The organism is Emticicia agri (genome assembly GCF_004168285.1).
In the GTDB taxonomy this organism is placed as follows: Bacteria; Bacteroidota; Bacteroidia; order Cytophagales; family Spirosomataceae; genus Emticicia; species Emticicia agri.
This window is the reverse complement of sequence record NZ_SEWF01000067.1, coordinates 1-26136: the sequence shown is the minus strand read 5'-3', so window position 1 is coordinate 26136 and position 26136 is coordinate 1. Positions and strand designations below refer to the sequence as shown.

Here is a 26136-nt window from a genome sequence, read left to right as displayed (position 1 = left end):
TACGCCATTTCTCTTCAAGAACAAGCAAGTTCTCTTCACCAATAATACTATTGGGAGCTTGATAGACTGACTTTAAATCAACAATAAATTCTTTAATGTATTTTTCTGGAATAAAGCGTAAAGAACCTCTAATTTGGTGAACAACACACAATTGTATTTGGGTCTTAGGAAACACATTTTCAATAGCTTCCGGAAAACCTTTTAGACCATCCACACAGGAAATAAAAATATCCTCTACACCTCTATTTTTGAAATCCTGAAGTACGCTTAACCAGAATTTTGCCCCTTCACTTTCTGTCAGATAAATACCTAATACTTCTTTCTGACCTCTTAAATTCAATCCAATAACGCTATAAAGCACACGAGTATTAACCTTACCATCGGTTCTTACTTTATAGTACATCGCATCCAACCAGGCAACTACATAGATGCGTGATAATGGACGTACCTGCCATTCTCTTAACATGGGTAATACCTTGTCAGTAATACTGGTAAGTTCACTGGCAGACAAGGAATAGCCATATATTTCCTGAAGATGTTTGCCTATTTCTGAATAACTCATACCACGGCTATACATCGAAATAATTTGACCCTCTAATTGCTCTGTTAAAACAACTTGCCGCTTGGATACTATACTTGGTTCAAAACTTACAGAACGGTCTCTTGGGGTTTGCAGTTCAAATTCCCCAACATTACTTTTTACCCTTTTACTTGAAGTACCGTTTCGCCTGTTTGACTTGCCTAATGATCGCTCTTCTAATAAATGAGCTTCCATCTCACCCTGTAAGGATTGCTCTAAAAAATGCTTGAGCATGGGAGCAAAAATGCTATTCTCACCTGTTAAGGGCTTGCCTGAATATAAACCCTTGATGGCTTCTTCTTGAAAAGCCTTAAAATCGAAGTCTTGATTGGTTGCCATAAAAAAACTTTGTCTATTGTAAAATTAGAAAAATTCTAAGTTTAGTTTTGACACAGTTTAAAAAATAGTCTCGTCGGAGTAGAACATCTCATTATCGTAACTCCCTTATTAACTCTATTTTTTGTACCCTATTTTTCATCGGTTCTATCACAATCAGTAACCCATATTCGACCCACGTAACCTACTCCTAAATCACATCATCATTATTAATCCCTTTTTTCTTCGAAACGTTTTCTTTTAACTTCCCAAAATTCCAGATGATGCCTAACCTGAAATTCCGGGCTTGAAATGAGTTTAAATTTTCAGAGTAGAAATTAACGTCTTTTTGTATGGTGCGTACCGTTACATATTTTGTAATAAATCTGGCTGCGGCAAGGGTAATGGTGATTTTATCCTTAAAGAGTTTATACGAGGGTGTAATATTATAAAACCACTGGCTCGATGTATATCCCTGTAATCCGATGGGCGGTCTGAAATTCCCGACAAACGTAGAAATAGTAAACTTCGGATTTACTTTAAAATTATTAGAAACCCCAAAGAAGCCTGTCAGCCCACTGTTTTGCTGTGCCGCATCAGAACTATTTCTCACATAAGTATAATTCAGATTCGAATTGACCGACATACTCCAGGCTTTACTGAAATTCACAGTAACATTTCCATTCAGGGTCAACTGTGTTTCTTTACCCAGGTTTTCGCTAACGGTTGTGGTTACGCCCGTTTCTTTATTAAAACTGATTAGCTGAATTATCTTATTGTTACTATAAGCCCCTCCTAAGGTAAGCCCTGCAAATACTTTTCCTTTGGCAAAGGTATTTTGCAGCGTAAAGTTATGAATCAATTGTGGTCTAAGGGTGGGGTTGCCATAACTGATATTCAACGTATCGTTATTATTAATAAACGGGTTCAGATTATTAATAAACGGACGCTGTATCCGTTGTCCGTAACTTAAAACAATTTTGTACGCTTTTGTTAGCTGGGTAGAGGTCTGAATATTGGGTATCAGATTGGTATAACTTTGCTTCACAGCCGTTTCAGTACCGTTAAAGTTTCCATCTACTTCTGTATGTTCCATCCTGAGACCTACACGAAACGGCCATTTTTTTAGAGCAAAATTATAACTGCCATACGCACTATATACCTGTTGCTGATAATTGAAATTATTGGTATTGCCGGGCAAAATGATATACTCGGCTGTCGGGCTTGTTTTCATGAGACTTTCGTAATCTGATGTGGCATTTCTCAGAATCAACTTTAAGCCCGTTTCTATTTTTTGCTTCTTTTGCAGGGGCAGTATATAATCGGTCTGTAAAGTTGTTTGCGTATTGTGCGCATAATTATTATTAATCATGTATCGGTCAGTTTCAGGGTTATCCTGATAACTGTTCAGAAAACGATTGTTTTTTGAATACTCAGTAAACAGTTTTATTGAAAATTCTTTATCGGGAATGTCCTTGAATTTTTTGATAAAATCTGAACCAACATTATAATTGGGGCTATCGGTATTATTTTGTAAAGTAAGAAAACTTGTGGTGGTAGTAGTAGGGAAAATAGTCTCAATACTTGTGGTAGTTCCCAGATTATTGAATCCTCCGGCAACCGACCCATAGACACTGATGGTCTTAAACGCATCTAAATCATAGCTGATTTCTGCATTTCCAAAATTCTGGAACAAGGTCTGGATGGTTGTACCCTTTAAAATCCTGCTATTGAAAGTCTGAGAATTAAACGCATCTGTGGTTGAAGTTACCAGAAATGGCGGAGCCTGATTGCCCAACAAACCTATGGCAGTGCAGAAATAATTAAGCGATATGCCAACCTTCCCTTTTTTAAGGTTAAAATTAGTATTGCCAAATGGATTATGAATCGAACTCAGTGTGAGCGCTACATTTCCGTTATAGCCAATGATTTGTTTCTGGGTTACAATGTTTATAACCCCTCCTACGCCTTCTGCATCATATTTTGCCGAAGGGTTAGTAATTACTTCAATTTTTACAATACTGGCTCCGGGAAAGCTTTTCAAGGCTTGCGAAACATTTTGCGAAAACATCCCTGTTTCTCGTCCATTGAGTAAAATTTTGAAGTTCGCCTGCCCATTCACCATGATATTGTCATTCCCATCAACCGATACAAATGGCGTCTTTCGCAAGATATCTAAAGCTGTTTCGGTTTTTGTTGATGGGTCGGCGTCGGTATTAAATATAATCTTATCATCGGTCTGTTCAATCAAAGGTTTCCTTGCCGTAACCGTTACGGCTCCTAAAGTTTTAGCTAAAGGAGTTAATACAATTGTCTGCAAGTCTTTTGATTCATTATTGGTGATAGTTACAGGAATTCTTTTCTCGGCATATCCTACAAACGTAAAAACCATGACAAACGACCCGGTATCAGCCAGAATAGAAAACTTTCCTGATTCATCACTGAACGTAGCTTTCACAGGCTGAATAGCTTTGTTTTTAAACAGGGCAATAGTAGCAAAAGGCAAAGGACTATTGGTGGTACTATCGTTGAGCACGCCCGTGATTGTGGTTGTCTGAGCAAAAGCAGATATGGGGATACTCCACAACAAGCCCAGTAAAAGGTGATTTAAACTTTTCATAATTTTTTCTGTACTTAAAAGTTATAGCTTTCTTTTTCAAACCATCGTAATGGTTGGCAAATATGGCTAAAACAGCTAAAGTTCAGTTATGCAAAAGTTTGTCAAGTTTTTTCAAACCCGTGCAAGTTGGTGAATGGGGGTGTCAAACTATATTTTTATATGTATTTTTATGGAAATTAAACCAGTAAGGCAGTTTTTTTTACAAAATTGTCTCTGAATAGTTCAAGCCAAATGGGTTAGGGAGTTAAAAGTGAGAAGAACTATGCAACACATTAAAATATTACAAAAATGTAGATATAAATACTACTATTTTGTCCAGACCTACCCCTAATATTGTCCTTTTTTACACCTGTAGAATCCTGAAATCTTTCTTACCTTTATATGGTCTTGAACAATAATCTAAACTTGGGCAGGTTTATGAAAAATTTATCCAACGCAAGTAATCTTATTAAACTACTTCTAATCATTATCATTATAGATGCCGCATCTTCAACCAATGCACAACAAATCAAACCTACCAGCAGTGGCTATGCACCGGTTAATGGTATCAAGGTTTATTATGAAGTATATGGCAACGGTAAGCCTATCGTTTTGCTACATGGTTCTTACTATACCATTGAATTAAACTGGGGGGAGTTAATACCTGAATTGGCAAAAACAAGAAGAGTAATTGCGTTAGAATTGCAAGGGCATGGCCATACTCCCTTTTCAGACAGAAAAATATCACGAGCCACTTTAGCCAGTGATGTAGAGAAAGTAATGGATTACCTGAAAATAGACAGCGCTGATATAGCGGGCTACAGTTTTGGCGGTCAGGTAGCTTATCAGTTTGCAGTACAAAGCCCCGAAAGATTAAGAAAATTAGTTATCATTTCTTCGGTTTATAAAAGTGAGGGCTGGGTAGCCGGGATAAACGATATTTTTAAAACAATGAAGCCGGAACATTTTGCCAATTCGCCTTTGCAAACTGCCTACGAAGCTGTAGCACCAGATAAAACAAAATGGACTCCGTTTCTGGAGCAGATGATTGCATCGGCCGGAGAGCCATTTAATATAGGCGACGATAATATTGCCAAAATCACAGCACCTGTATTAATCATCTCAGGTGATAATGATGGCATGGATAAAATCGAACTGGCAAAAACCTACCAATTGCTGGGAGGTGGTATTGCTGCCGGTTTTCAACCCATGCCCAAATCACAATTGGCCATCATTCCTAATCAAGACCACGTTAGCCTGATGTCTCAGACAAAAGCTATACTCGGTTACCTGGATAATTTTTTACAATAGCCTAAGCCATTGCCTTCAGCTGAATAATATCATTACTCACAAAAAGAGAAAATTTTGGATAAATTAGGCGTTCTGCTTTGCTTGATAAACAAAAGAGTATAGATTCATTCATACCTGAAAAGCAAAATATGGGCGTATTTTATTGATTAAAGTACCCTATTCCACTTCAAAATAGTCGAATTCGCCTTTGTTACTGCGGGCAGTGATGGTTTTATCACAGCTTTCCCAGATGAAAGAATCACCTTTTTGCTGGAATTTCCCTGCTGCCTGCATCAGTTCGTCGCCAAGATAAATGGGTTTGGCAGGTAAGGCATTATAGAAACCATCGCCTTCTATGCTGTAATAGTTGCCGTCTGAGAGTTGTACCAGTACAAAAAATACGGTCTTGTCCCGGTTCTGATATTGCCCGATGCGCAAAGGGGCATTGCGGACATTCATTGAAGGCGAATCACAAGGCCCTTTCAGTACAAGGCGCATGAGCGCAGGTTGAGTGGTAATGGCATTCACTATGATGGCTCTATAAGCATATTCAAGACTCTTCAGTTCATAATAATCATCTTTGATGGGCTTGAAAATCTTCTGATAGGTCTGCTGTTCGTTTTTATCGGTAGTTACATATTTGGCATATACATAGCCTATATCGTTCAGGTTGAACAGATAGCTTATAAAAGGAAAATCGCTCATGATAACCTTATAAAATGCGCCCTGTTTTTCGTTAGAATATAACTTGAGTTCGGCAAATGTCAGCACATCTTTGTTATCTCTGCCTCTGGCATGCCCAAAGAGGTTCATACTCCCAAGCACTTTACCGTTTTTTTCAGACGATGTTCTTACGAGAAGTTCATCAGTCAATACATAGATGTAACCTAACTTCTGATAGGCAACAAACTTATAGACGGTATAGGCCAATGACAATACCACAAAACTCACAATGCCTATGCGCCAGAAGTTGTATTTATACCGTGGTTTTACCATCGACTCCCGATTTACCGGAGGCTTAGATGGGCTAACAGTACTTACTGCCGGATTAGTTTTCACCTGTACAGGGTTTGTTATCGGCTTTTCGGGTACATTCGGACTTACTGTTTTTACAGGTAAGGCAGATTCCTTAACAGGCAACGGACGTTCTACCTGAGCAGGTTCCGGTTCAGGATTTGCTTCAATCGGAATCGTAACAGGCAATTGTATCGGTGTTTTTTCTACCTTACTTTCAGGCAAAATAACAGGCAGTTCTTCTGCTTCTACCTCAATTATTTCCGGTTCTTCTTTTACCGGATTCACCATATTCAGAAAACTCTTTTCTTCGTAAGCCCCATTCAATTCAAATTTCTGATAAAGCAGTTGCAGATACTGGTTAATCTGCTGGTCGTTTAATTGTTTCAGCTTAGCCAGTTTTTCCTGAGGTAATACCAGTTTCTGGTACCTGTTCCCTAAAAAATTAAGATATTCAATAAAATGCGTGTGTTCAATCTTAGTCATAAAACATACTTATTTATTATAGGCCAATTCAGCTAATTTATAAACAACGTCGGTTGGTACAAAAGCGTATTTGCGGTTATCAATGGTTTCTATCACAAAACTGGCCTCTACCCTATTGCCTGTGCGTTTGATAGAAAAACGTTTGTCGTGCATTTCCAGCAAACGTGGATTATCGTTATAGAAATTACTGATTTCGTTACCCTGATTCTGTATCTTTACCACATACGCTTCTGAGTCGGGTAGCGTAACAGCCGCATCGGTGCCATATACCAGTCTGATGATATTCGTCAGGCTATCTACCTGTATGCTTACTATATTTCTGTCAGGCAACTGGTCGGTGGTATCAACCTTTGCTACTTCAAAAGCTTTTGGTCGTAACAACGAAACCCATACCAGAACACCTGCTACCAATACAATAAGCCCGAGAAAAATATAAATTTTTGAAATATTTTTCATTCTTTCATATAATTTTTAAACGACTCTGATGCTAATATCCTGTCGATGATAATCCGGTAAGTAGCCCACTCCTGATTGTTGGCTTCATTGGCTGTAAAATAAACTGTGTAAAATTTATTCTGCCGCAAAGGCGTTTCCATCAGGTTATTTTTAGAAATTACCAGCGCCAACCGCTTCGAGTCGTTTTGTTCACCTTCTTTAATTGTTCCTGTTTTGCCATAAAAATAATACCCTTTATACAGGTTACTTCCCCCAAACAATGCGGCGGCTGTCCCACTGGTCATTACCTGTTCCATGCCTTTAACAACATTGTCTTTCAGAAAATCATTAAAACCGTTTTTCCAGGTTGCACTATCAACCTTCCAGCCTGAATTTTGCTTTTCCCGACTGGTCAGGAATAATTGGTAATCTTTATTCTGGCTGAATAACTTCCCATACATTTCTGTCATTTTCAGGGGCGTAACGTTATACGGTGTACCACCAAGGGTAGGATTTTTCAGTCCATTGAAAAAGTTCGTCAGTTTATTCGGGTGCTTACGCTCTGCCTGAATAAAAAACGATTGTTCAGGAAAACTCCATAAAAACCCGCCCAATTGTTGCTTGTAGAGCGTTTCGTAAACAGTAGTATCGGCATAATTTACTCTACCTCTGTCTTTGATATTGAAATCTGTCTTGTCGACATCTTCAACAATCAGCCCCAGATTTCTATCTAATCCTTCAGCCAGTAACGATTTTTCGTTACCAAAGTAGGTAGTTTCATCACGTGAACTTTTTGGCCAGGCTTTGTCCTTGAAAGACCTCAGCCGATAAGGTACGCCTCCCATTTCTATGGCAGGAAACTGATTATCAGGGTCATTCAATTGTCTCGACAGCAGGTGCTGTATGCGGTAGGTATCATTCAGTTTAAAATCATTCCGGTGATAAGAGCCTAAAAACATCAGCACCGAATGGTAGAAATTGCTCGACTGACGCAGGTATTCTACGGCATCAATATTACCCAGATGTTCGCCATGTTCGTCTATCCACCCTTTCTTCTGCGGCAATTTATAGCCGGCGTATTGCCCTACTGAGGCTTTGGTATCACCCGGCTTTATTTCAAACTGGTTTGAAGCCCGCAAAATCAGATTTTCCCAACCTGCGTTTAAGCCCGAAGCGAGAGAGGCAAAAACTAATGGTTTGATTGACGACCCCGGTCCATAGGCCAGATGCAACAGATTGGTATTGCCCCATTGGTCTCTTTCGTTTTTATTGTTACTGAAAAAGAAATACCGCTGATTCATTTTGTCAATGGCCTGTGCATTGTTCGGGTCAATCATCGTCCGGTTTTTTACAAAATCCTGCATCAGGCGTATTTTCCCGTCTCCATCGGCAGCCATTACAGCAAATTTGAAATTATTTATCTTGTTGAATTTACTGCTATAAGCACGCACGATGGTATCGCCTACTTCCTTATTCAGTTTATAATCGAGCGTGATGGTGGCATCGTTCTGCAAAAGGCTGTCGGCTGTGTAGGCACTTTTGAGTGCATGCGCATAATGATACACCCAGAATAACCTGTCGGCCATCGGATACACCATGCGTTGCTTGCCATTCACCCAGTAACTTGCCATAAAGGCATAGTTATTATCGTGGGCATACGATACCAGAAAATGACTTTTACCCTCGCTTACTTTGGCTATTTCGTCCAGGCTTAGTTTATTCACAAAACCACTTACCTGCTGGCTCAGGATTTCTTCATTCCGGCTCGATACTATGTCAATGGCAGCGGGTGTGCGTTTTACGGTATTTTCGAGGTTCATCAAGGCCAGTGGTGCTGTGGCATGGGCAAACCAGGTATCGGGCAAAACAGCTACTTTCAGTGTGCCACCTTCTGAGCCTGCAAAATAAGGCAATGCCCTGCCTGTAACAGGTTGGTTGTAGATTCTCAAGACCGGATACTGCAACGAATCAAGGTTTTCCTGATAAAGGTTGCCTTTCCAGACAATGCGGTCTTCGTAAGGGGGTAATTCCAGATATAGATGCTTGTTATAAACCGACTGATAACGGTCATCATCGAACCGCAGATAAATCGGGCTATCCTGCTTGAAAGCAGTAGCGGGATTATCTCGCAGAATATCTAAAATACTACGTGAGTATTTGTCTGACTGCTCATATAGTTCTTTATACTCTTTCGAATTTAACAGAATTGTCAGAATCCGTGATAAATCCTGTGGGATTCGGTTTGTCTGATTGAATGCAGCCCTGTTGTCAATTTTCAGGGTATCCTGAATATTATTCAGCAGGGTATTCAGTCGGGTATTTACTGTTTCTTCTGTTTTCTTTAATGAAATCTGAAAATTGGTTTCCTGCAGATTATTCGACCGACCGCTTAACAAGAGAAAAATAATGATGATAACAAAAAAGATACCCATTCTCGAAAAATCAAAAGTCGGTGAAATGGCCTTGATTTTTCGCTCAACAGGCTGATAAAGTAAGGGGATAAAAAACAAAGTAAGCGGCAATAACAGGCTCAGTTTACTGGTAAGGCTCAGAAAAGGAAAATCCTGCCCGAAAAACACAAAACGGTTGGTAGAAGCCAACCACACAAAGAAACCCAGTGTAAACACAAGAATAAGGGCAATACTGCCACTATAAGAAGCCGGAGCAAAGCTGATTTCGCCATTTTTACCTTTCTGGTATAGCTGGTAGGCTATCAGGTAAAAAATCATAGGCATAGCCAATACCACTAATATCCATATAATTATCCAGTTCCCAAATTCGGCAATAATATAACGTGGTACTACCACATCACGGGTCTGGGTTGAATAGTTGACACCTCTGTTAAAATGCGGTTTAAAATCTATCCGTTTCGATTCATTCCGGGTTTTGTTCAGGTAACTGTTAATAAACCACTGCCCCTCGGCGGTTTCTACAATTTTCCGCTCTCTGAAAGAGTCATAATTATTTTCACTAATCAGTTCGTCAACAGGCTGGTATATCAAAGAGGCACGATGCACTACATTTTTTAGTTGGTCGTCAACAAAAGCATCAATATAGGTTTTGGTAAATGGAATCAGTAGCAGAGCTATCATTACTGCTCCTGTTGCTAAAAATCTGTTTTTGTATTTATTATTTGCCAGATATACATACACCAATATCAGCACAATAGTAATAATAAGGAGTATATCTCTATGAATGAGTATCTGATGAAAAAGCGGCTTGTAGCCGATAAACAATACATAGACAATGAACGAGAGACTGCCGTAAATCCAGTAATTATCAGGCTTCCAGAACATTGAGAAACGGCTTCCGGCTTTGGCAGTATAAGGTTTGCGCAGAAAATTGGTAAAGACATTCTTTAGAAGCAGGAACAACAAAAACAATACGGCAAAACCCCTATCGAATACAGCAAAGAAAGCAAAGGTGGCAAGAGTCAGATAAAATTCATTATTAGCCGTGAGGTAATAATAAAACTGATGCAGGTAATTCAAAAACTTTGCCCGTGAGGGTTCAGGTACGAATGCCTGCTCGTGCGTATGTTGATTGGTTTTTGCTGAAAAGAACAAATAGGCTACCAAAGGAATAAAAACCCCGGCAATACGGGTAATGAGGTCGTAACCTGTGAGCATCAGTAAAGCCCCACAAACACCCAACACCTGTACATGGTAATACAGGTATTTTTGTTGTGAGTACTGCGTTTTAGCCAGTAGTTTGCTAAAATTATCTTTCTGGAAACGATAAATATTAAGCAGGATAATGAAAACTGCCGGAAGTATAAAAGTCAATGGCAATGCCATTGTAAAATTGATAAACGAGAAGTCGAAACGGATAAGGGTAGTTTCTAATTCGTATTTATTGATGTTTTCGAGCGGTGGAAAAGTGGCTACCCGCCAGAGTAATATAAACCTATACGTCAGCAAAGCATATACTACGGTATATATTACTGCTTCTATGCGCTCTAACCCATGATTGGCATTGAAAAGCAGCGTAAAAACAAATAACAGAAACAGAACAGACAAATACAGCAGATTGTGATTGAGCGCAAATCCATTATCTGAAAAATCACGAATCTGAAAAAGCCATTCATACTCATCATTCTGCGAATGGAGTGAGAACCGCTTCTCGAATGTTTCGCTTTGCTGGTCGTTTGTAAAATTATCTGTTACTTCGCCCGAAAATGCCACACCCGTCGGGTTCAGGGTATAAATCATGGTACCTGAAAAAACATTGGAACGGGCATTCCGCAGGTCTTCATGAAACAGAAAACCCTCTTTCAACGAAGAATTGAGCAATTGGGTGTAATGGTTGTCAAGAAAGCGGATTTGTCTGGTGCCTATTTCGGCTCTGTCCTTCTGGGCTGATAGTACAAAGTATTGAGGGAAATCAAAATTCAGCACGGCCGTTTTCTGGCTTTTCGGGTATAGATTTTTGTCAAGCACACTAAAAAAATACTGCTTGCGGGCATTATAAAACCCTACAAAAAATTTATCGCCTGCGTCAATACTCGTTGTAGATTGTAGTTCTGGAAGCTGACGTGTGCCGTCAATGCTTAAAACGAATCTGTTCTTAAAGAAATCGGCCGTAGGGAAAATAGTCATACTTTTCTCTTCACCTGTCGCCTTTGGAATAGCCAATAAATACACCTCTCCGGTAGTTTGCAATATACGCTCCAATACCTGTTTAGATTGCGCTTTCCCTGAGGTAAAATTATCATTTTCTATCAGTAACGAATAAAAACTTTTGCCTTTCTCAATCGGCAAATCTTTCACTTCTATTTCGTCTTCATACGTACTCAGCATATTCAATTGCCTTAAAATACTCTTGGCACTACACCTGATGCTGAAATGATAGATTTTTCTGAGTTTCTTTTTAAACAAAAATCCCTCGTCTTTGGTCTCAATGCTTTTGCACACAAGGCTGATGCTATCGTTACCCATAGCAAAACTGTTTTGCACAGGTGTCGGAAAAATGGCGTTGACAGGTCGGAAGTTTTCTTCCGAAAGTTTCCGGCTGAAAACAGGTTCAAAGTATTTATCGAAACTTAAAACAAATCGACCCTCGCTGTTTTGTCTGGCTTTAAATGTACCGCTTTCGTTGCTCCAGAGTCCATTGGCACTGCTTTGCTTTTCGTTGGTAGAAAGCACCAGGTTCTGCCTGAAAGCCACGCCTGCATTGCTCAGGGCATGATGGTCGGCATTATTGAAATATGGTTTAGACTCGCCGGGTTGCTGAAACTTTTTGAGTACAAATACTGAAATCAGATAAATGACAGTCAGTAAACTGATACCAAGCAAGGTAGTAGTAAACCGATACGTCTGTAAACGTTTTACGTTCAGGGCAGCCGTGTCGAGTCTCGGAAATCTTTTTCTGAAACTCTCGCTGTCAATATTCTTTTCGGCAATAATAACGCCTAAAAAACAAAGTGAACAGAAAACGATAACACTACAAAAAAACAGCGAAAACAGATTAACAAAAAAATACAAAGCCACTACCAGACCTATACCCAGTAGCAGAAATATCAATGATTTTATCTTAGGCATTCGACTTATCGTTTTTAATGATATATCCGTTGATATTTACCTTATCCAGTTCTGATACATGGTATTGTTTCAGTAGTTCTATAATATGCAATACCAGTTTATTATCGGTATTGGTAACATTGGCTGTGAGGTCAACCTTTTTGAGTTGGCTCGAAACAAACGCAGGATTCAGCAATTGCTGCATATTCAGTTTATCATACTCTACGCCTTCTTTGTTCTTTAATTTAACAAAGCTCATAAAATGAAATGCCAGCGGTATCAGGTTACCAATCAGTTTCTGTTGCGTTTCTTCATCGGCCGGATACGGCGTATCATCTTTAAAATGACGCACAAACGGCTTGATATACGCTTCTGAAATCAGCCTGAAATACTGTTTTTCGTCTTCACTTTCTGCACTCACCTGTGCTACATAACTCTGATAATTCTGTTTTGTATTTTCCAGTTCAGCACTCAGTTTGCTATAGTCTTTATTGAGGCTTATCTGGTCGTAGTAGCGTTGGCAAAGAATATCTATTACCTCGGCATCGCTTATGTCTTTATTCTGTCTTTCTTCAATCAGTTCGGCCTTGAAACGTTTGATTTTCTCTTTTACGAGTTTGGTATCACTGGCAGGTTTTTTAGATTTTTCCATCGCATATAAAATGATTAGAACAAGCACACTAATACCCAATACGCCCACCAGTATCCAGGCAATCTGGCTGGTTTCAAGCGTAGCAGCTTCGGCCGCAGCTAATTGTGGTATAACCACCATCGTTAACTGATGCGCAGGCAACTGAAAAACACGGTTAATCAGATGATTGAAAACGATACTGCCATAGCGGGGGTCGGCTAAATAATATTTCTGCCGCAAATCAGACTCCTGACAACCCAACAAATCGTAAATTCTGCCGAGCGCATTCTGGCTTGAATCCTGCATCGTGAAAATGGTATCATTGGCCACTACACGGCTGTTCAGCACAATACCAATGCTATCATCTTTGGTCGAAATTTTCAGGGTACCATTCTGTAGCTTACCCTGGCTCTGATTGAGTTTTACTTCAAAAAAAGCAGTTCGTGGTACAAAGTCAGTTTCGGCACTCGTAATTTTAAGCGTATCGGCCTCTGCCCGACAAAACAAGGGAACAACAGACAATATAATAATAACAATGTTTTTTAACATGTGTGTAAGCGGTTTCGGTTTTATGTACAGAACATCAATCAGGTAAAAGGCTCATCAGATTTATCAACTCTTCATCTTCGGGCTTAGGCTCGGGTACGTCCTGCTTCAAAGCCTGAATATAATCGGTATCTATCTTGGCCGGAAACAAAGAAGGTATGAGGTATTGCAGCGTAACGTTGTCAATAGCCGAGTTCTGCACCAGATTCGAATACCCTTTTATTTTATTGTCTTTATCGATATTACGGGCATAGAAACCATCTTTCGTAAAAATCAAGTCTACCGACTCTACCCATCTGTTGTCATAAAAAATATTGTCGGCTACCGTATAAAGTGTATTCCCAATCAAAAACTTCAACGAATCGAGCTTATCTATACGATAACTGTTTTTGGTTTCATCGTAGTTATCCTGCATATTGGCCAGTCTTAGAATAAAGTCAAAAACTGCCGGAAATTTCGGCTTGCTATTAGCTGTTACAGGTGCCTGTTTCTTAGTAGAAATATGTATCGGGAAACCCACCAGCTCGGGGTGTATTACATAGCCGTTGGTAAAAATTCCATCCAGGCATATAGCCTTCAACTGGCTTGCCTCACCGGGCATTTTAATCAACTCAGGGGCAAACGATAACTCGGTCGTCAGGCGGCGTTTGAGTTTTTCCAGCAGGGGTTTAAACAAAAACCCTCTGCCTGTAAGCAGAATACCATCGCAGCCAATTGATTTATCTATATTATCAATCACGCCCTTGATATTTTCAACAATATTGGCCGTAATGGCCTCGCAGGCATTTTCTATATAGCCGCCCCAGTCGTAAAAACCATCTACTTTTTGCAAAAGCAACGCAAGGTTATGTACGGTGGCCGTAACTTCACTATTGGCTAAATTCTTTAAGGTCGTATCGCCGCTCTGGGCATTGTTCCAGTTATTTTCTACGATGCCTTGTGCTGTATTCGGCTTATTGCTGTACTGAAATTTCAGGGCTTCGAGCTTTTCAAAAATCACATTCATCTGTGCTTTTTCAGCTTTTTCCAGCGTCTTGAAAAAAGCTATGGTCTCTGCCGGATTAACTGCGTTTTTGATAACGAAGTCAATCATCGACTCAAAAAAAGCATAGCTAATCAGATTACCTGCTCCTGCAAAACCATTGCGGTACAATGATTTGATTTTTTTAGCATTGCCGGCACTGGTCTGAATAATAGAGAAGTCGGTTGTACCTTTTCCGCAGTCAATAATAATATAATATTTGTTCGGATTAATGTGGTGCATGCCCTGGTCGAAATACCCCAGAAATGCCGCATCACTCTCAGAAACAGTAACTACCTCCCAAGCCCTGATTTGTCCTTCATAAGCTGGCATTTGTTGTAGTTTTCTGAAAATATCGTTGATAACGGCTTTTGTATTGGCTACTTCATGGATACTATAAATATTAGGCACTAAAATAGTGAAGCGGATATAATTATTGCGACTGTCTTCGTCGATTACATGCTGTAAGGTAGCCTCAATGAACGATTTGAGAATGGTTGAATAAGCCTGATTTTTTAAATCATCAAGGCTTAACGAACGTACTCTTTCACCCTGCACAGACTGAAAATCCATAAAACGCAGAATCTCGCCATGCTTATGTGCCAGTTTCAGGTTAGATAACTGATGAAACTGATTGGTAAGTGTGCTGTTGAGTTCGTTTTTCTGTACAAGGTATTTCAGTTCATCATCATTCTGAATAAATTTATCTTTCAGGCTGAAATTGGATAGTTTCTTTTTCAGAAAAAAGATAGACTTAATGAAATCTGTATTAGGTTCATGCTGTATAAAATCCTGATTGCTTTCGGTCATACCCTTAAAGTCTTTTACCATCTCAAACAGGTTTTTCGACTTTGTTTTTTTCTGGTAATGATGACCAACCGGCTGATAACTGCTCACTTTGAGTTGCGATGATTCTGAACCGAAATCGAGTCCGAAGTGGTGAAAACTACTGGCATGAGCCAGATAAAAATGCAGTTCGCTCTGATAAGTTTTACTATTGGTTTCAAATATAAACTGGCATCTGATAAAATCTTCGCTGATAGGCTCGTCAGGCACGTGGTCAACATACGAACCATCTATTTTAAATTCGGCCGCATCATCTGCACAAGTATATTTGATTGATCCTATGATAAAAGAACTTTGCTGCGATGCCACCACATTTCTTGATTTAGGCTGTGCTTTTGCCGGATTTTTCCAATCGTTTTCTTCTGCTGTGCTTTCTTCAATGACACTCCTGGTAGCTGATGTAGCTAATCTGATGGTAAGCAGCGCATTAGGTTCGTCGAAAGAAGCAGAAAAATGAATATGATGAAGCGGGATGTCAGTAGCATTGCTGATAAGTGCCTGCATGGATTTACTTTTGTCGATAGACAAAATAGTAAAAGGATTATCCATTTGCGGCAGTTCTATCACAAATGACTCGTTTTCTTGTGCTACCCGGTTCTTTAAATCAAGATAATTAGTTCGTCTTCTGTTAATTATCAGCGGAAGAATATATTTCATACAAAAGGGATTAAGACAGTCTGATTAGTAAACGTAAATATCCGCTATAGGCAATCTGGTTAATTGAGATGAATTGAGTTAATAGCTTTTATACAGATGCGTACAAATATAGAATTTTAAGCAAAGGCAGACAATTTATAGAGGTAGAAAAGAGCTTTTTTAATACGTTTTATTTCATAATGCTGTAATTAAAAGCAATAACGAAAATTTTGCGTGATATTATAAAATTATCCGAAAATTTTGTTTCACAGTGCCTCTACCAATACATTCTTTAGATTATTTGCTGATACCCTGATTTTTGGGGGTTGGGTTTAGGTGAGTAATCCGGTTATTTTGTTTCAGATTCTTATTTATCTGAGAACCCAAAACACTTTGCTATTTAATTTACATAGTACCCGGCTCTAAAATATCGGTTTCCTGATATTTTTCATTGTTTATGCTTGCCGTTCATCGCTGAAGAAACGAAGTGATTCTGCCTGCCAGACTTACTTTATTTTCTTCGGGGTGGAATTCTTTTGTCAGAATTAACCCGAAAATAAGAAACTGTTTGAGTTAAATTTTATGAATCAAAATGAACGGTGCGCCGCTGCGCTTATTTTTTTCAAATACAAGACAGCAAAACCGGAGTTTAGCAGAGCTAAATGAGCGGACGCCGCGCGGGATTTTGGTGGCGTAGGATTTGTAAAAAAGAATCATTTTGAACAGAACAAGATTAACTCAAACAGTTTCTAAGTATTAACCCAAAACTTTTTACCTTATGGACTCAGTACATTTAAACGTAAAAACTGCGGTAAAACCTAATGAGGTGCTATTTTGTGAAGTAGAAATTAACTATACCCGTATTTATTACCGGAATCGGGTAGAGTTAATCTCAGTACCCCTGAAAAGAGTAGAGGAACAGTTTCATGACTTCCCGTTTTTCAGGATACATAAATCTTATCTGGTAAATATCAACTACATTGTTGATACCAACAGTAAGTATTATGTGCAAATGGTTAATAATTTCTATCTTTCTATCTCACGCAGAAAAATAGGAAAGTTTAATAAGATACTGAAAAGAGATAAGAAGAAATAAAACCCATATCTTCCCCTTAATTGCCTTCTGTAATCAGGTCAGGCAGCTTTGCATTTCAATTGGCAAAGGCTGCCTTTATATTTATGTAATACTTCTTTCAGTCAGTAAATTCTACTCTTCTACCCTATCTGGCGCATAAAAAAACAATTCCGGTTTTAATACACTTTGGAGTGAAATTTGCTGTAAATAAGCATAAGTGGACCCAAAAAATAAGCAGATTCAGCCCTTTGCCAAGGCTCTTGGTCTGCACTTAAACCTTTATTTACAGCCAAAACCTTCTGACTTATGCACGGTAAGCCACTGAAAACTTTTCCATTAACTAAAAATAACTTTTGCGTGAGAACTACTGTCCAATCTCCAAACCGATCATCTACCGACCTGCACGATGACCTCCTCAAAGAAATAAACAGGGTAAAAGACCTGCTGGAACTTTACCAGTCATTGCCCAATAATGTAGGTGTTGTAGCTGTTCAGCGATTAAAAATCCATCTGGCTCATGCCGAAAAGGCCATCCGGGACAACGATACTATTCAGATGTTGCAGATGTATGGAATTCTAAAAGAATGTCAATAATAATCCGGTGCTTTTGTACATTATAAGTATATAACCTGAACCAATTTAAACTTTTTATTTAATGACGAGAATGCGATATTTTTTAATCAGATGAGATTATTTGTTGAGTGCGTAGCAGAGCTACGGACGAAATAAATAAGCGAAATATGATTGAAAAATAACCATTCGTAGTCAAAATAAACAAGTTTAAATTGGTTCCATATACAAAAATGTACGAACCACTCACAATCTGGCTTGATTTTGACGGAACCATTGTAGAACACGCCTATCCGGCTATAGGGGCGTTGAATCCGAATGCCATTGAGGTAGTTGAAAAACTGCTGAAGGCAGGCCACAGGGTTGTGCTGAATACCACAAGGATAGAGTTTGCTAACGGCACTTTTGAAGAAGCATTGGATTTTCTGAAAGAACAGGGCATTGACTTAGCAGAATATACCCCTCAAAAACTATACCCTTTACCGTTCAATACAGAAAGCATTGCCTTATATCAGGAAGTGTTTATTGACGATATGGCTACCCATATGCCACTGACTTTTTGTAACCAATTACAAGGCACTATGGTAGATTGGGTAACGCTAGAGCGGTTGTTTCTGGAACGGGGCTGGATTAGTTAGCCAACCCCGAATACCTCTCCTGAATTACATTCAGATGCCAGCGTTGGTGCCCAGCAATAATGAAACCTATGGCTAATACTGAATAAATACCTTTAAATGATAGCCCATTTCTGAGGAGCATCTCATCGGTGAATGACTGATACATGGCAATAAAAGATGCCCGGTTAATTTTCAGTTCGTCTATCAGGTCTTCTAAGGTGCGTTGATTGGCATTGGTGTTTCTGCCGTATTCTTCTTCATCAAACGAAGGCATGCGGGCGGCTTCGCCTCTGGCAAAACATAAAGCCCGATAGGCAAAAATGCGCTCGGTGTCTATCATGTGTTGCAGAATATCTTTGATAGTCCATTTACCCGGCGCATACACCTTGTTGCCAATGGCTTTCCATTGGTCAATTGGCAATTGGTTCAATTCTTCGGCACTGATACTCAGGGCTTCTTTTAACTCTACCTCATCTGTTAGATGAATGTATCTGTCAAAATACGCCGGCATTGGGTTAATGTCTGATTTTTTCATTGATTTGGTTAATAATTGTGCGCACTTGTCTGTGCGCAGGTATAAATAGCTTTTTCAATATTTGTATGACGATTTTTACGGTCCGTCGTGACGGAAATCGTCAAAATTCAGCAGAATTTTATCGTTATTGTCGAATTAAGATAAAGTTTGTTACTTGAATAACTGCAAATTATACAGGAACACGATTTAAAAAATCGTGATACAAAACCACGTTTATAACTGCTTCAATAACCTGATAATCTGTCTTTCGCTTTTCAGGCCGCAGTATCTGGCAATCTGGCTTCGGGTCATGTCGGGCTTTTTAATGAGGGCCTTTATTTTTTCTTTTCTGATTAAAGTAGTAAAATCATTGACCGAAATGCCTGTTTCTTTTTTAAATACCCTCGTAAAATTACGTGTACTCATGCAGGCAATATCAGCCAGATCGGGCAAAGAAGATTTCTGATGAATGTTTTCCTGCAGCCAATCCTGCACCTTATGTACACCAGCGTGTATATGGTTACGGTATTGCAGAAAAATACTCTGCTGGGCGTGGTTTCCTTGCCTGCGCATATATATCACCAGTTCACGGGCTACCTTATACGCAAAAAATTCATCTTCCAGATGGCTCACAATGTGTAAAGCGAGGTCAATACCCGAAGTAACTCCGGCACTTGTCAGAATCCCCTCATCTTCTATATACAGAATATTTTCTATGACCTGTGTTTTAGGAAACAACGTTTGCAGTTGTGCCGTACGTTTCCAGTGCGTAGTACATTTACGGTTGTCTAACAGCCCGGCAATGGCTAAAGCAAAAGCACCTGTACAAATAGAACACAGAATTACCTTTTGACTATACGCCATTTTGAGCCACTCAAAAACTTCTTTCTTTGCCCTGAATTCGTCTGATAACAGATAAGGTGTTTCAGCACCCGGAATAATCAGGTAATCTCCGGCTTTAAAAGTAATCTCATGTAAATCTTTTACTTGTCCGATAGGCAACAAAGTAGAGGTTTTAATGGAGCTTTCGAACGAACAATAGTCTATTTCAATAGCAGAACCATAACATTTGGCTTCATAAAATACCTGGTCAGCCCCTGCGAGGTCGAGCAACTGGATTTCGGGTAAAATCAGAAAAACAATTTTTGTTGTAGCCATCTGTATTTCATTTAATGCTACAAAATTAGCAGAATTAATAGCATTGAATCAGACAAGATACTGACATTTTAAGCCAACCTGTTATTTTACCGACTGATTGATAATGTCATAAAAAGTTTGTCTGTAACTATCTGAAATAGGAATAAGCGTATTGTTGATACGGATGCGGTCTTTTTCTATCGAGTCAATTTTATCAATAGCCACCATAAATGACTTATGCACCCGACAGACAATGGCAGCCGGAATCTCCTGCTCAAATTCGGTAAAGGTCTGAAGTGTCATGATTTTCTTGGTGGCGGTGTGGATACGTCTGTAATCGCCTTTGCCCTCAATAAACAGCATTTCATCAAAGAGTATCTTTTCTAATCGGTACTCGGTTTTAACAAAGATAAATTTCTTGGGCTGTGGTACTTCTGTTTTGGTAAAATACTCCTGTACTCTGTCTATGGCCTGTATAAATCGTTCAAGCGTAAATGGTTTCAGCAGATAATCGCTTACTTTCAAATCAAAACCCTTGATGGCGTATTCATGATAAGCCGTGGTAAGCACCACCTGACTTTTGATATTGGCTGTTTCCAGGAGTTTAATACCCGAAAAATCGCCTAAGTTTATGTCTAAAAACAGTAAATCGACCGATTGGGTTTTCAGAAAAACCAGCGCATCAATGGCATTATCAAACATAGCCACTAAATTCAGAAAAGGTAGTTTCTGTACATACCCCTGTAAACGCTCTGCGGCTAATGGTTCGTCTTCTACAATGATACAACTAATTTTCATGAATATTAATGGCTAATTTTACGCTATAAATATCAGCGTTTTTGCTGATTAATAACAGATGTTTGAGAGGATAAAGCAATTCCAGTCGTCTTTTTATCAGTTCGTTTCCCAAGCCGCCAAACTCCTGCTCCATTTCTGATTTGGAATATTTGTTTTCACACTCAAATATCAACTGCCCGTTATCCATAGCAATTTCAATTCTGATAACATTTTCGTTTTTTCTGTTATCCGCGTGTTTGAACGCATTTTCAATAAAAGGCAATAGAATCATTGGCGAAATGAGTACATTTCCGGTATTACCTGTTACTTTAAAAGTAACAAAATCAGGATTGGCGGTTCTTATTTTTTGCAGGTCAATATATTTTTCAATATAGGCTAACTCGTTGTTGAGAGGTATTTTATCGCTCCGGGTTTCATAGAGCATAAAACGCAGAATGTCTGACAGCTTGTTCAGATACAACGATGCTTTTTCGGCATTTTTGGTAATCAATACATCTATATTATTAAGTGTATTAAACAAAAAATGCGGGCTTGTCTGTGATTTTATAAAAGCCAGTTCCATCTCAAAATTTTTACGCATCAGTTCTTCTTTCCATTTCAATTCGGCATACCACCTGATAAATCCTTTGGTTAGTAAACCCATGCCACCGTTGAGAATAGCGATAATAGAAATTACGATAAGAATAGTAACGACGGCATATATGTTCTCGCCGAATACGCCGGGACCTACTCCGTAGTAATGCAGAATTGATATGACTGTAGCACAAAACAAGCCGATAAAAACAGAGACAGAAATGCCATACACAAATAAAAGAAAGATATTCCTACGGAGTAAGAATCTATCAAAAAGCAGGCTGTAAAAGGTATAAAAACCCAATACAGCCGGCAACAAAGCAAAACAGGCAAAGAAAGCCTCGAAACGATAATCAAAAAAAAGTGGCTGCGTTTTTAGTCTTGTACCGATTTGTAGGAGCAAAAGAATAATAAACAATAAAAACAGGTACAATAACCAGTATCCAATATGGAGCGAAACAACAACCGTCTTTTTCATATATCTTACCCTTTTTCTTTTTTGTTAAGATACAGAAAATAGCTCAACAATGTACCACCGATAAAGTATCCTGCTGCCCAATAGTGAAAATTTACGCCACCGGGTGCTAAATTTCCTTGTCTTGCTGTAAAAAAATTATACAGACAGTAGGTATAAGGAATTGTATAACCATATTGCCATTGCGCCGCAATCATCGACGCTAAAAGCAAACCTATACCAAAACTCAAAGGCACTAAAAAGTTTTTGAACTGCAAACTTACGAGGTATTGAATGGCTACAATCGGTAGACAATCTAAAAAGTACAGGCTTGCTGTTTTTAAAGCTGATGAAAAGGGTACTGAACGTTGGTAAAACTCAGCACTGCCATGTACGATAGCAGGAATTAAAGCAGAAAGATAGATACCGATATGAAAAAGGATAAAAAACTGCAATAGCATCACTATAATCACAGCAAATTTGCTCCAGAATATGACCGATAAACTCTGGGGAGTGGTATTTAGTTGCTTCCAGGTATTGTTTCTGAATTCTAATTGTGTAATAAGGCTTGTAGCCAAAGCTACGCCTAATGGCAGGAGTAAAATGGCCATAAACTGCCAGCAACGGCTGAGGAGTACATTCCAGAATTGTGGACTTTTGGCTTCTGCTAAAAAATCCTGCGGATAAAAAATACCTCTCGACAGAAAAATGAGGGGAATAAAAAACCCACCTACAAATACCAACCAGAAAGCCAAAGTACCTTTCTTTTTAAGCCACTCGCTCTGAAAACTATGTATAAAGCTCATCATAATCAATTGTTGGTTAAGTTCATAAAAATACTTTCAAGGTCGTTTTCTACCGCTCTGATACCATACACCTCAATACTATTGGCCACCAGTGTCTGGTTCACCTGCGCAATGCCCTGTTTAGACAATTGCGATACCACAATGCGCTCTTTCTCAATCTGTGCCTCAATTTTATGCTGGTGCATCAGTTTGATGGCAGTTGCACTATCGTTGGTATCGAAATAAATGGTTGATGCCTGATGCTGACGTTTCATCAGGTCGGCCAGTGAGCTTTCAAAAAGCATTTTGCCTTTGTTAATGATGCCTACATCGGTTACTAATTTTTCGATTTCACCTAATAAATGGCTTGAAATAATAATGGTAATGCCATGATGCTGATTCAGGCTTTTCAGAAGTTCTCTGATTTCAACAATACCGCTTGGGTCGAGGCCATTGGTAGGTTCGTCTAAAATCAAGAGAGAAGGACTATGCAACAGGGCGATGGCAATACCCAGCCGTTGTTTCATACCCAACGAAAACTGACTGGCTTTTTTGTTTTTAGTATGGGCTAATCCTACTAATTCCAGCACTTCGCCAATACGGTTGTCTGGCGACTGATAAATCTTTTGCCATACTTTCAGATTGTTGACCGCTGTGAGATGCCCATAGATTGAGGGGCTTTCAATCAAAGAACCGATTTTACTGAGAATCTCAATTCGATGATTATCGAAAGGCTTCCCGAAAATCTCAATTTCACCTTTCTGTTTTTTCAGCAGTCCTAAAATAAGGCGAAGGGTAGTGGTTTTCCCGGCACCATTGGGGCCAAGAAAACCATAGATACTCCCCTCCCGCACGTTTAGATTGATGTTGTCTAATACATATTCCTGATTAGAAAACTGATGTGATACATCACGTACCTGGATAGTGGTCATAATAGCTTTTTCATTTTTTATGTCAAAGGTAACTACAGTATATAATTACAAGAATTATTTTAGGTCAACAGGTTCAATTCATCGGTTAAATGGGTAATATATCGGGTAAGTTTTTCCGGCTAATGACATAACAGAACAACTTTAATTAAATATTGCAACGCTCAAGTCAACTATTGCATCTGTCTGTCAAGAAGTTTATTTACCTGAAAATTTACTATATCATTCCAACCATTTAAGGGGTAACAGTATCTACTAAACGTATGTGTGATACTGTTACCTGTATTACCGCCCTTTTTATTGAAAAAGCAATTACTGATGAAAAACCAACAAAGAATGTTTCTTATTGTACTGACTATTCTGTTAGTACTCGCTTACCCTTTAATCACCAAAGCTCAAAAACCGCCCGGTTATGGAATCAAAGCAGGCATGAATTTATCTGGCTCTTCTTATAACCGCTATTTTTCTGATAGCAAAAGCCTTAAGCCCGGTTTTCAGGTAGGTATTACCGGAGAATATGCGCTTACCAAAGCCTTGTTTCTGCAATCTGAAATAGCCTTTACTACCAAAGGTGTAGTGTACCGTGGCGCAGATTTATGGATTGGAGGCACTAACCCACCCGTAACCCATTGGAAGAATACGCTTGACCTGCTCTATGTAAAAGCACCCCTTAAATTGGCTTATAAATTTGATATGGGTTCAAAAATTAAACTTGTGGTAAATGCCGGTGCTTATGCAGCTTATGGCGTTGGTGCAAAAGACAAAACCAAAAACCGCTATACAGGCGTAGAAAGGCCAGCCGATACGCAAAGCTATTATCCGTTTAAGGAAGGGGTTTTAAGACGATTTGATACAGGCGCAATAGCAGGCTTGGGGGTTGAATTGGGTTCTTTGCAATTAGCCATCAATTATGAATTGGGAATCAGAGACATAGGCAAACAAATGCGTGATAGTTCTCATGATTTTGAGTATCACAATCAGAATATTTCGTTTACGATTGGCTATGCGCTGAAATAAGGTTAAACTTTCTTAAAAATTTCAGATTCGTTCCAACCATTTTTAAATTCACGGCATCATTATATATATTGGAGAACGGTTAACGGAGTAAGGAGAAAATAGGTACTATAAAGAAACCATTATAGGTAACTATTCCTTGTTCTGTGCACATTGTTCCTTTCAACAATAGTATCAATACCAGTTCCTTGTACCTTATTCCTTTAACATTTATATGAAAAAGTTGCTATTTGGCTTTAGCCTTTTCTCTCTACTATCTCTCAACGCTTGTAAAACTTCAGAAGAAAACACCCCATCACCCAATATGCTGAAGGCAGAATCTATCTTAGATTTTGACTGCATTCGCACCTCGGCTGATGTATCAAGAAGAATTGCCGATGTAAAAAAAGAAATTTACGGCGAATGGCAATTGAAGGGAATGATTACCATGATGCCTTCTTTTGAAGTACCTGATTTAAAAATTGTCATTTCACAAAAAAGTGATGGTAAACAATTAGCCCAAGTCTACGAAAATGGCAAGCTGACAAAGGCCATGACTTACGATTTAGTAGAAGATGAGTATAACAAAATATACTATGTGGGTATAAAATCAGACAAAGATAAGTTTGACGATGGTTCTTACAATTTTATTACAGGCAATATCAGAATTTGTCCGGGTGAGTTGATGATTGATAACGGAATAGCATTAGACGCTCCGGGCTATCTTTTCAGAAAGATTAAATAAATGTTTGAAATACATACTAATCTAACGTGAGTTCGATGGTTAAAATATTGTATTTCAATTAGTTATAATAAGAATTGGAGTAAAAATGAGAAATTTATGAATTCCCGTCCATAAACCTCAAAAATCACCCCAATTCTTATGCAATATAATGAAAATAAGCTAATTGAAATCTTTGTGAGATGCGATGATTTCTGTCAATTATTTGATAATTGGTTAGCAAAAAGGGGGGTACCTGCAAACCAAAACCAACCCTTAAGTACCTTAAGTGATAGTGAAATTTTGACACTTATTATATTCTATCATTATTCAGGATATAAATGCTTTCAGTACTATTATCAAGATTTAGTAAGGAATGTTTTAGTGAAAGATTTCCCTAAAATACCTTCATATAATCGTTTTATTGAATTAATTCCCTATCAGACTCTGAGATTACAAATGTTCTTAAAATACCTTTCTTTGTTTTCTATTAGGACGGGTAATTATTTTATTGATAGTAAGAAAATGCCCGTTTGTGATAATAGACGAATTCATTCAAATAAAGTCTTTGTAGGGTTTGCTGGTCGTGGAAAATCTTCTACTGGTTGGTTCTATGGACTAAAAACCCACCTGATAATCAATGAATTAGGTCAAATTATTAATTTCGCCCTTACACCAGCCAATATCTCTGATAATGATGACAGACTTATGAATTATATGTTTGATGGTCTAAAAGGACAATGCTTTGGTGATAAAGGATATCTAACTAAACTCTTTGAACAATACTATCTCAGAGGGCTTTTATTGATTACTAAAGTCAGAAAAAATATGAAAAATAAACTGATGAAAATAAAAGACAAAATCAACCTAAAAAAACGGGCTTTGATAGAATCTGTCAATGACATTCTAATGACTGTTTTTGACATAGATCATACCAGACATAGAAATCCTATCAATGCTATGGCTCATACTTTTGGTGGACTAATTGCATATTGCTTTTATGAGACTAAACCAGCTACTTTCATCATTAAATAAACATCGAATTCACGTTA

20 protein-coding genes are annotated in these 26136 nt (G+C 38.6%); 7 read left to right on the top strand and 13 right to left on the bottom strand.

What is annotated here, in order from left to right:
- Both EWM59_RS24965 and EWM59_RS24960 read right to left on the bottom strand, forming a co-directional pair.
- On the bottom strand, positions 1-919 hold a 919-nt coding region (locus tag EWM59_RS24965), incomplete at its 3' end, for an IS256 family transposase (protein WP_130020228.1).
- Between the two features lie 187 nt (positions 920-1106).
- A complete protein-coding gene (locus EWM59_RS24960; protein ID WP_130023961.1) occupies positions 1107-3515 on the bottom strand; it encodes a TonB-dependent receptor in 2409 nt (802 codons plus the stop codon).
- A 417-nt stretch (positions 3516-3932) separates the two neighbouring features.
- On the opposite strand from EWM59_RS24960, the gene EWM59_RS24955 reads away from it, so the two are divergent.
- On the top strand, positions 3933-4805 hold the full coding sequence (locus EWM59_RS24955; protein ID WP_130023960.1) for an alpha/beta fold hydrolase: 873 nt from the start codon (positions 3933-3935) through the stop codon (positions 4803-4805).
- Between the two features lie 156 nt (positions 4806-4961).
- On the opposite strand, the gene EWM59_RS24950 is transcribed toward EWM59_RS24955, so the two are convergent.
- From EWM59_RS24950 to EWM59_RS24930, 5 genes are read right to left on the bottom strand one after another with little or no spacing between them, the layout of a single operon-like run.
- The gene (locus tag EWM59_RS24950; protein ID WP_130023959.1) at positions 4962-6284 is read right to left on the bottom strand and encodes a hypothetical protein; all 1323 of its coding nucleotides are present in this window, start codon (positions 6282-6284) and stop codon (positions 4962-4964) included.
- A gap of 9 nt (positions 6285-6293) precedes the next feature.
- Positions 6294-6740 carry a hypothetical protein gene (locus EWM59_RS24945; protein WP_130023958.1) on the bottom strand — a complete coding sequence of 149 codons (447 nt, stop codon included), beginning with the start codon at positions 6738-6740 and terminating at the stop codon, positions 6294-6296.
- Positions 6737-12259 (bottom strand): hypothetical protein, encoded by a 5523-nt coding sequence (locus tag EWM59_RS24940; protein ID WP_130023957.1) that lies wholly within the window; start codon positions 12257-12259, stop codon positions 6737-6739. The genes EWM59_RS24945 and EWM59_RS24940 overlap by 4 nt, the downstream gene beginning before the upstream one ends.
- Positions 12252-13418 (bottom strand): hypothetical protein, encoded by a 1167-nt coding sequence (locus EWM59_RS24935; protein WP_130023956.1) that lies wholly within the window; start codon positions 13416-13418, stop codon positions 12252-12254. The genes EWM59_RS24940 and EWM59_RS24935 overlap by 8 nt, the downstream gene beginning before the upstream one ends.
- Before the next feature lie 34 nt (positions 13419-13452).
- Positions 13453-15939: an acetate and sugar kinases/Hsc70/actin family protein gene (locus EWM59_RS24930; protein WP_130023955.1), complete on the bottom strand. Its 2487-nt coding sequence runs from the start codon at positions 15937-15939 to the stop codon at positions 13453-13455.
- A 757-nt stretch (positions 15940-16696) separates the two neighbouring features.
- Between EWM59_RS24930 and EWM59_RS24925 the strand changes: the two genes are divergently transcribed.
- The 3 genes from EWM59_RS24925 (at position 16697) to EWM59_RS24915 (ending at position 18201) form a co-directional block, all read left to right on the top strand.
- A complete protein-coding gene (locus EWM59_RS24925) occupies positions 16697-17014 on the top strand; it encodes a LytR/AlgR family response regulator transcription factor (protein WP_130023954.1) in 318 nt (105 codons plus the stop codon).
- Positions 17015-17350: 336 nt separating this feature from the next.
- A complete protein-coding gene (locus EWM59_RS24920) occupies positions 17351-17587 on the top strand; it encodes a hypothetical protein (RefSeq protein WP_130023953.1) in 237 nt (78 codons plus the stop codon).
- A 209-nt stretch (positions 17588-17796) separates the two neighbouring features.
- A complete protein-coding gene (locus EWM59_RS24915; RefSeq protein ID WP_130023952.1) occupies positions 17797-18201 on the top strand; it encodes an HAD family hydrolase in 405 nt (134 codons plus the stop codon).
- On the opposite strand, the gene EWM59_RS24910 is transcribed toward EWM59_RS24915, so the two are convergent.
- From EWM59_RS24910 to EWM59_RS24885, 6 genes are all read right to left on the bottom strand, one after another.
- Positions 18194-18715 carry a DinB family protein gene (locus tag EWM59_RS24910; RefSeq protein WP_130023951.1) on the bottom strand — a complete coding sequence of 174 codons (522 nt, stop codon included), beginning with the start codon at positions 18713-18715 and terminating at the stop codon, positions 18194-18196. The genes EWM59_RS24915 and EWM59_RS24910 overlap by 8 nt on opposite strands.
- Positions 18716-18928: 213 nt before the next feature.
- Entirely contained in the window at positions 18929-19852 is a 924-nt protein-coding gene (locus EWM59_RS24905) for a GlxA family transcriptional regulator (protein ID WP_130023950.1), read from the bottom strand.
- Positions 19853-19933: 81 nt separating this feature from the next.
- Positions 19934-20629, bottom strand: coding sequence for a LytR/AlgR family response regulator transcription factor (locus EWM59_RS24900; RefSeq protein ID WP_130023949.1), 696 nt, complete (start codon positions 20627-20629; stop codon positions 19934-19936).
- The gene (locus EWM59_RS24895) at positions 20619-21680 is read right to left on the bottom strand and encodes a sensor histidine kinase (protein WP_130023948.1); all 1062 of its coding nucleotides are present in this window, start codon (positions 21678-21680) and stop codon (positions 20619-20621) included. Before EWM59_RS24895 ends, EWM59_RS24900 begins: the two co-directional genes overlap by 11 nt.
- 5 nt (positions 21681-21685) lie before the next feature.
- Entirely contained in the window at positions 21686-22465 is a 780-nt protein-coding gene (locus EWM59_RS24890; RefSeq protein ID WP_130023947.1) for an ABC transporter permease, read from the bottom strand.
- Between the two features lie 2 nt (positions 22466-22467).
- A complete protein-coding gene (locus EWM59_RS24885) occupies positions 22468-23373 on the bottom strand; it encodes an ABC transporter ATP-binding protein (RefSeq protein WP_130023946.1) in 906 nt (301 codons plus the stop codon).
- A 315-nt stretch (positions 23374-23688) separates the two neighbouring features.
- Here EWM59_RS24885 and EWM59_RS24880 point away from each other — a divergent pair, with 315 nt between their 5' ends.
- The 3 genes from EWM59_RS24880 to EWM59_RS24870 all read left to right on the top strand — a co-directional run bounded on the left by EWM59_RS24880 (position 23689) and on the right by EWM59_RS24870 (position 26119).
- Positions 23689-24387, top strand: coding sequence for a porin family protein (locus EWM59_RS24880; RefSeq protein ID WP_130023945.1), 699 nt, complete (start codon positions 23689-23691; stop codon positions 24385-24387).
- A 211-nt stretch (positions 24388-24598) separates the two neighbouring features.
- On the top strand, positions 24599-25108 hold the full coding sequence (locus EWM59_RS24875) for a hypothetical protein (protein ID WP_130023944.1): 510 nt from the start codon (positions 24599-24601) through the stop codon (positions 25106-25108).
- A gap of 138 nt (positions 25109-25246) precedes the next feature.
- A complete protein-coding gene (locus tag EWM59_RS24870) occupies positions 25247-26119 on the top strand; it encodes an IS982 family transposase (RefSeq protein WP_229239262.1) in 873 nt (290 codons plus the stop codon).
- The last annotated feature ends 17 nt before the right edge of the window (positions 26120-26136 follow it).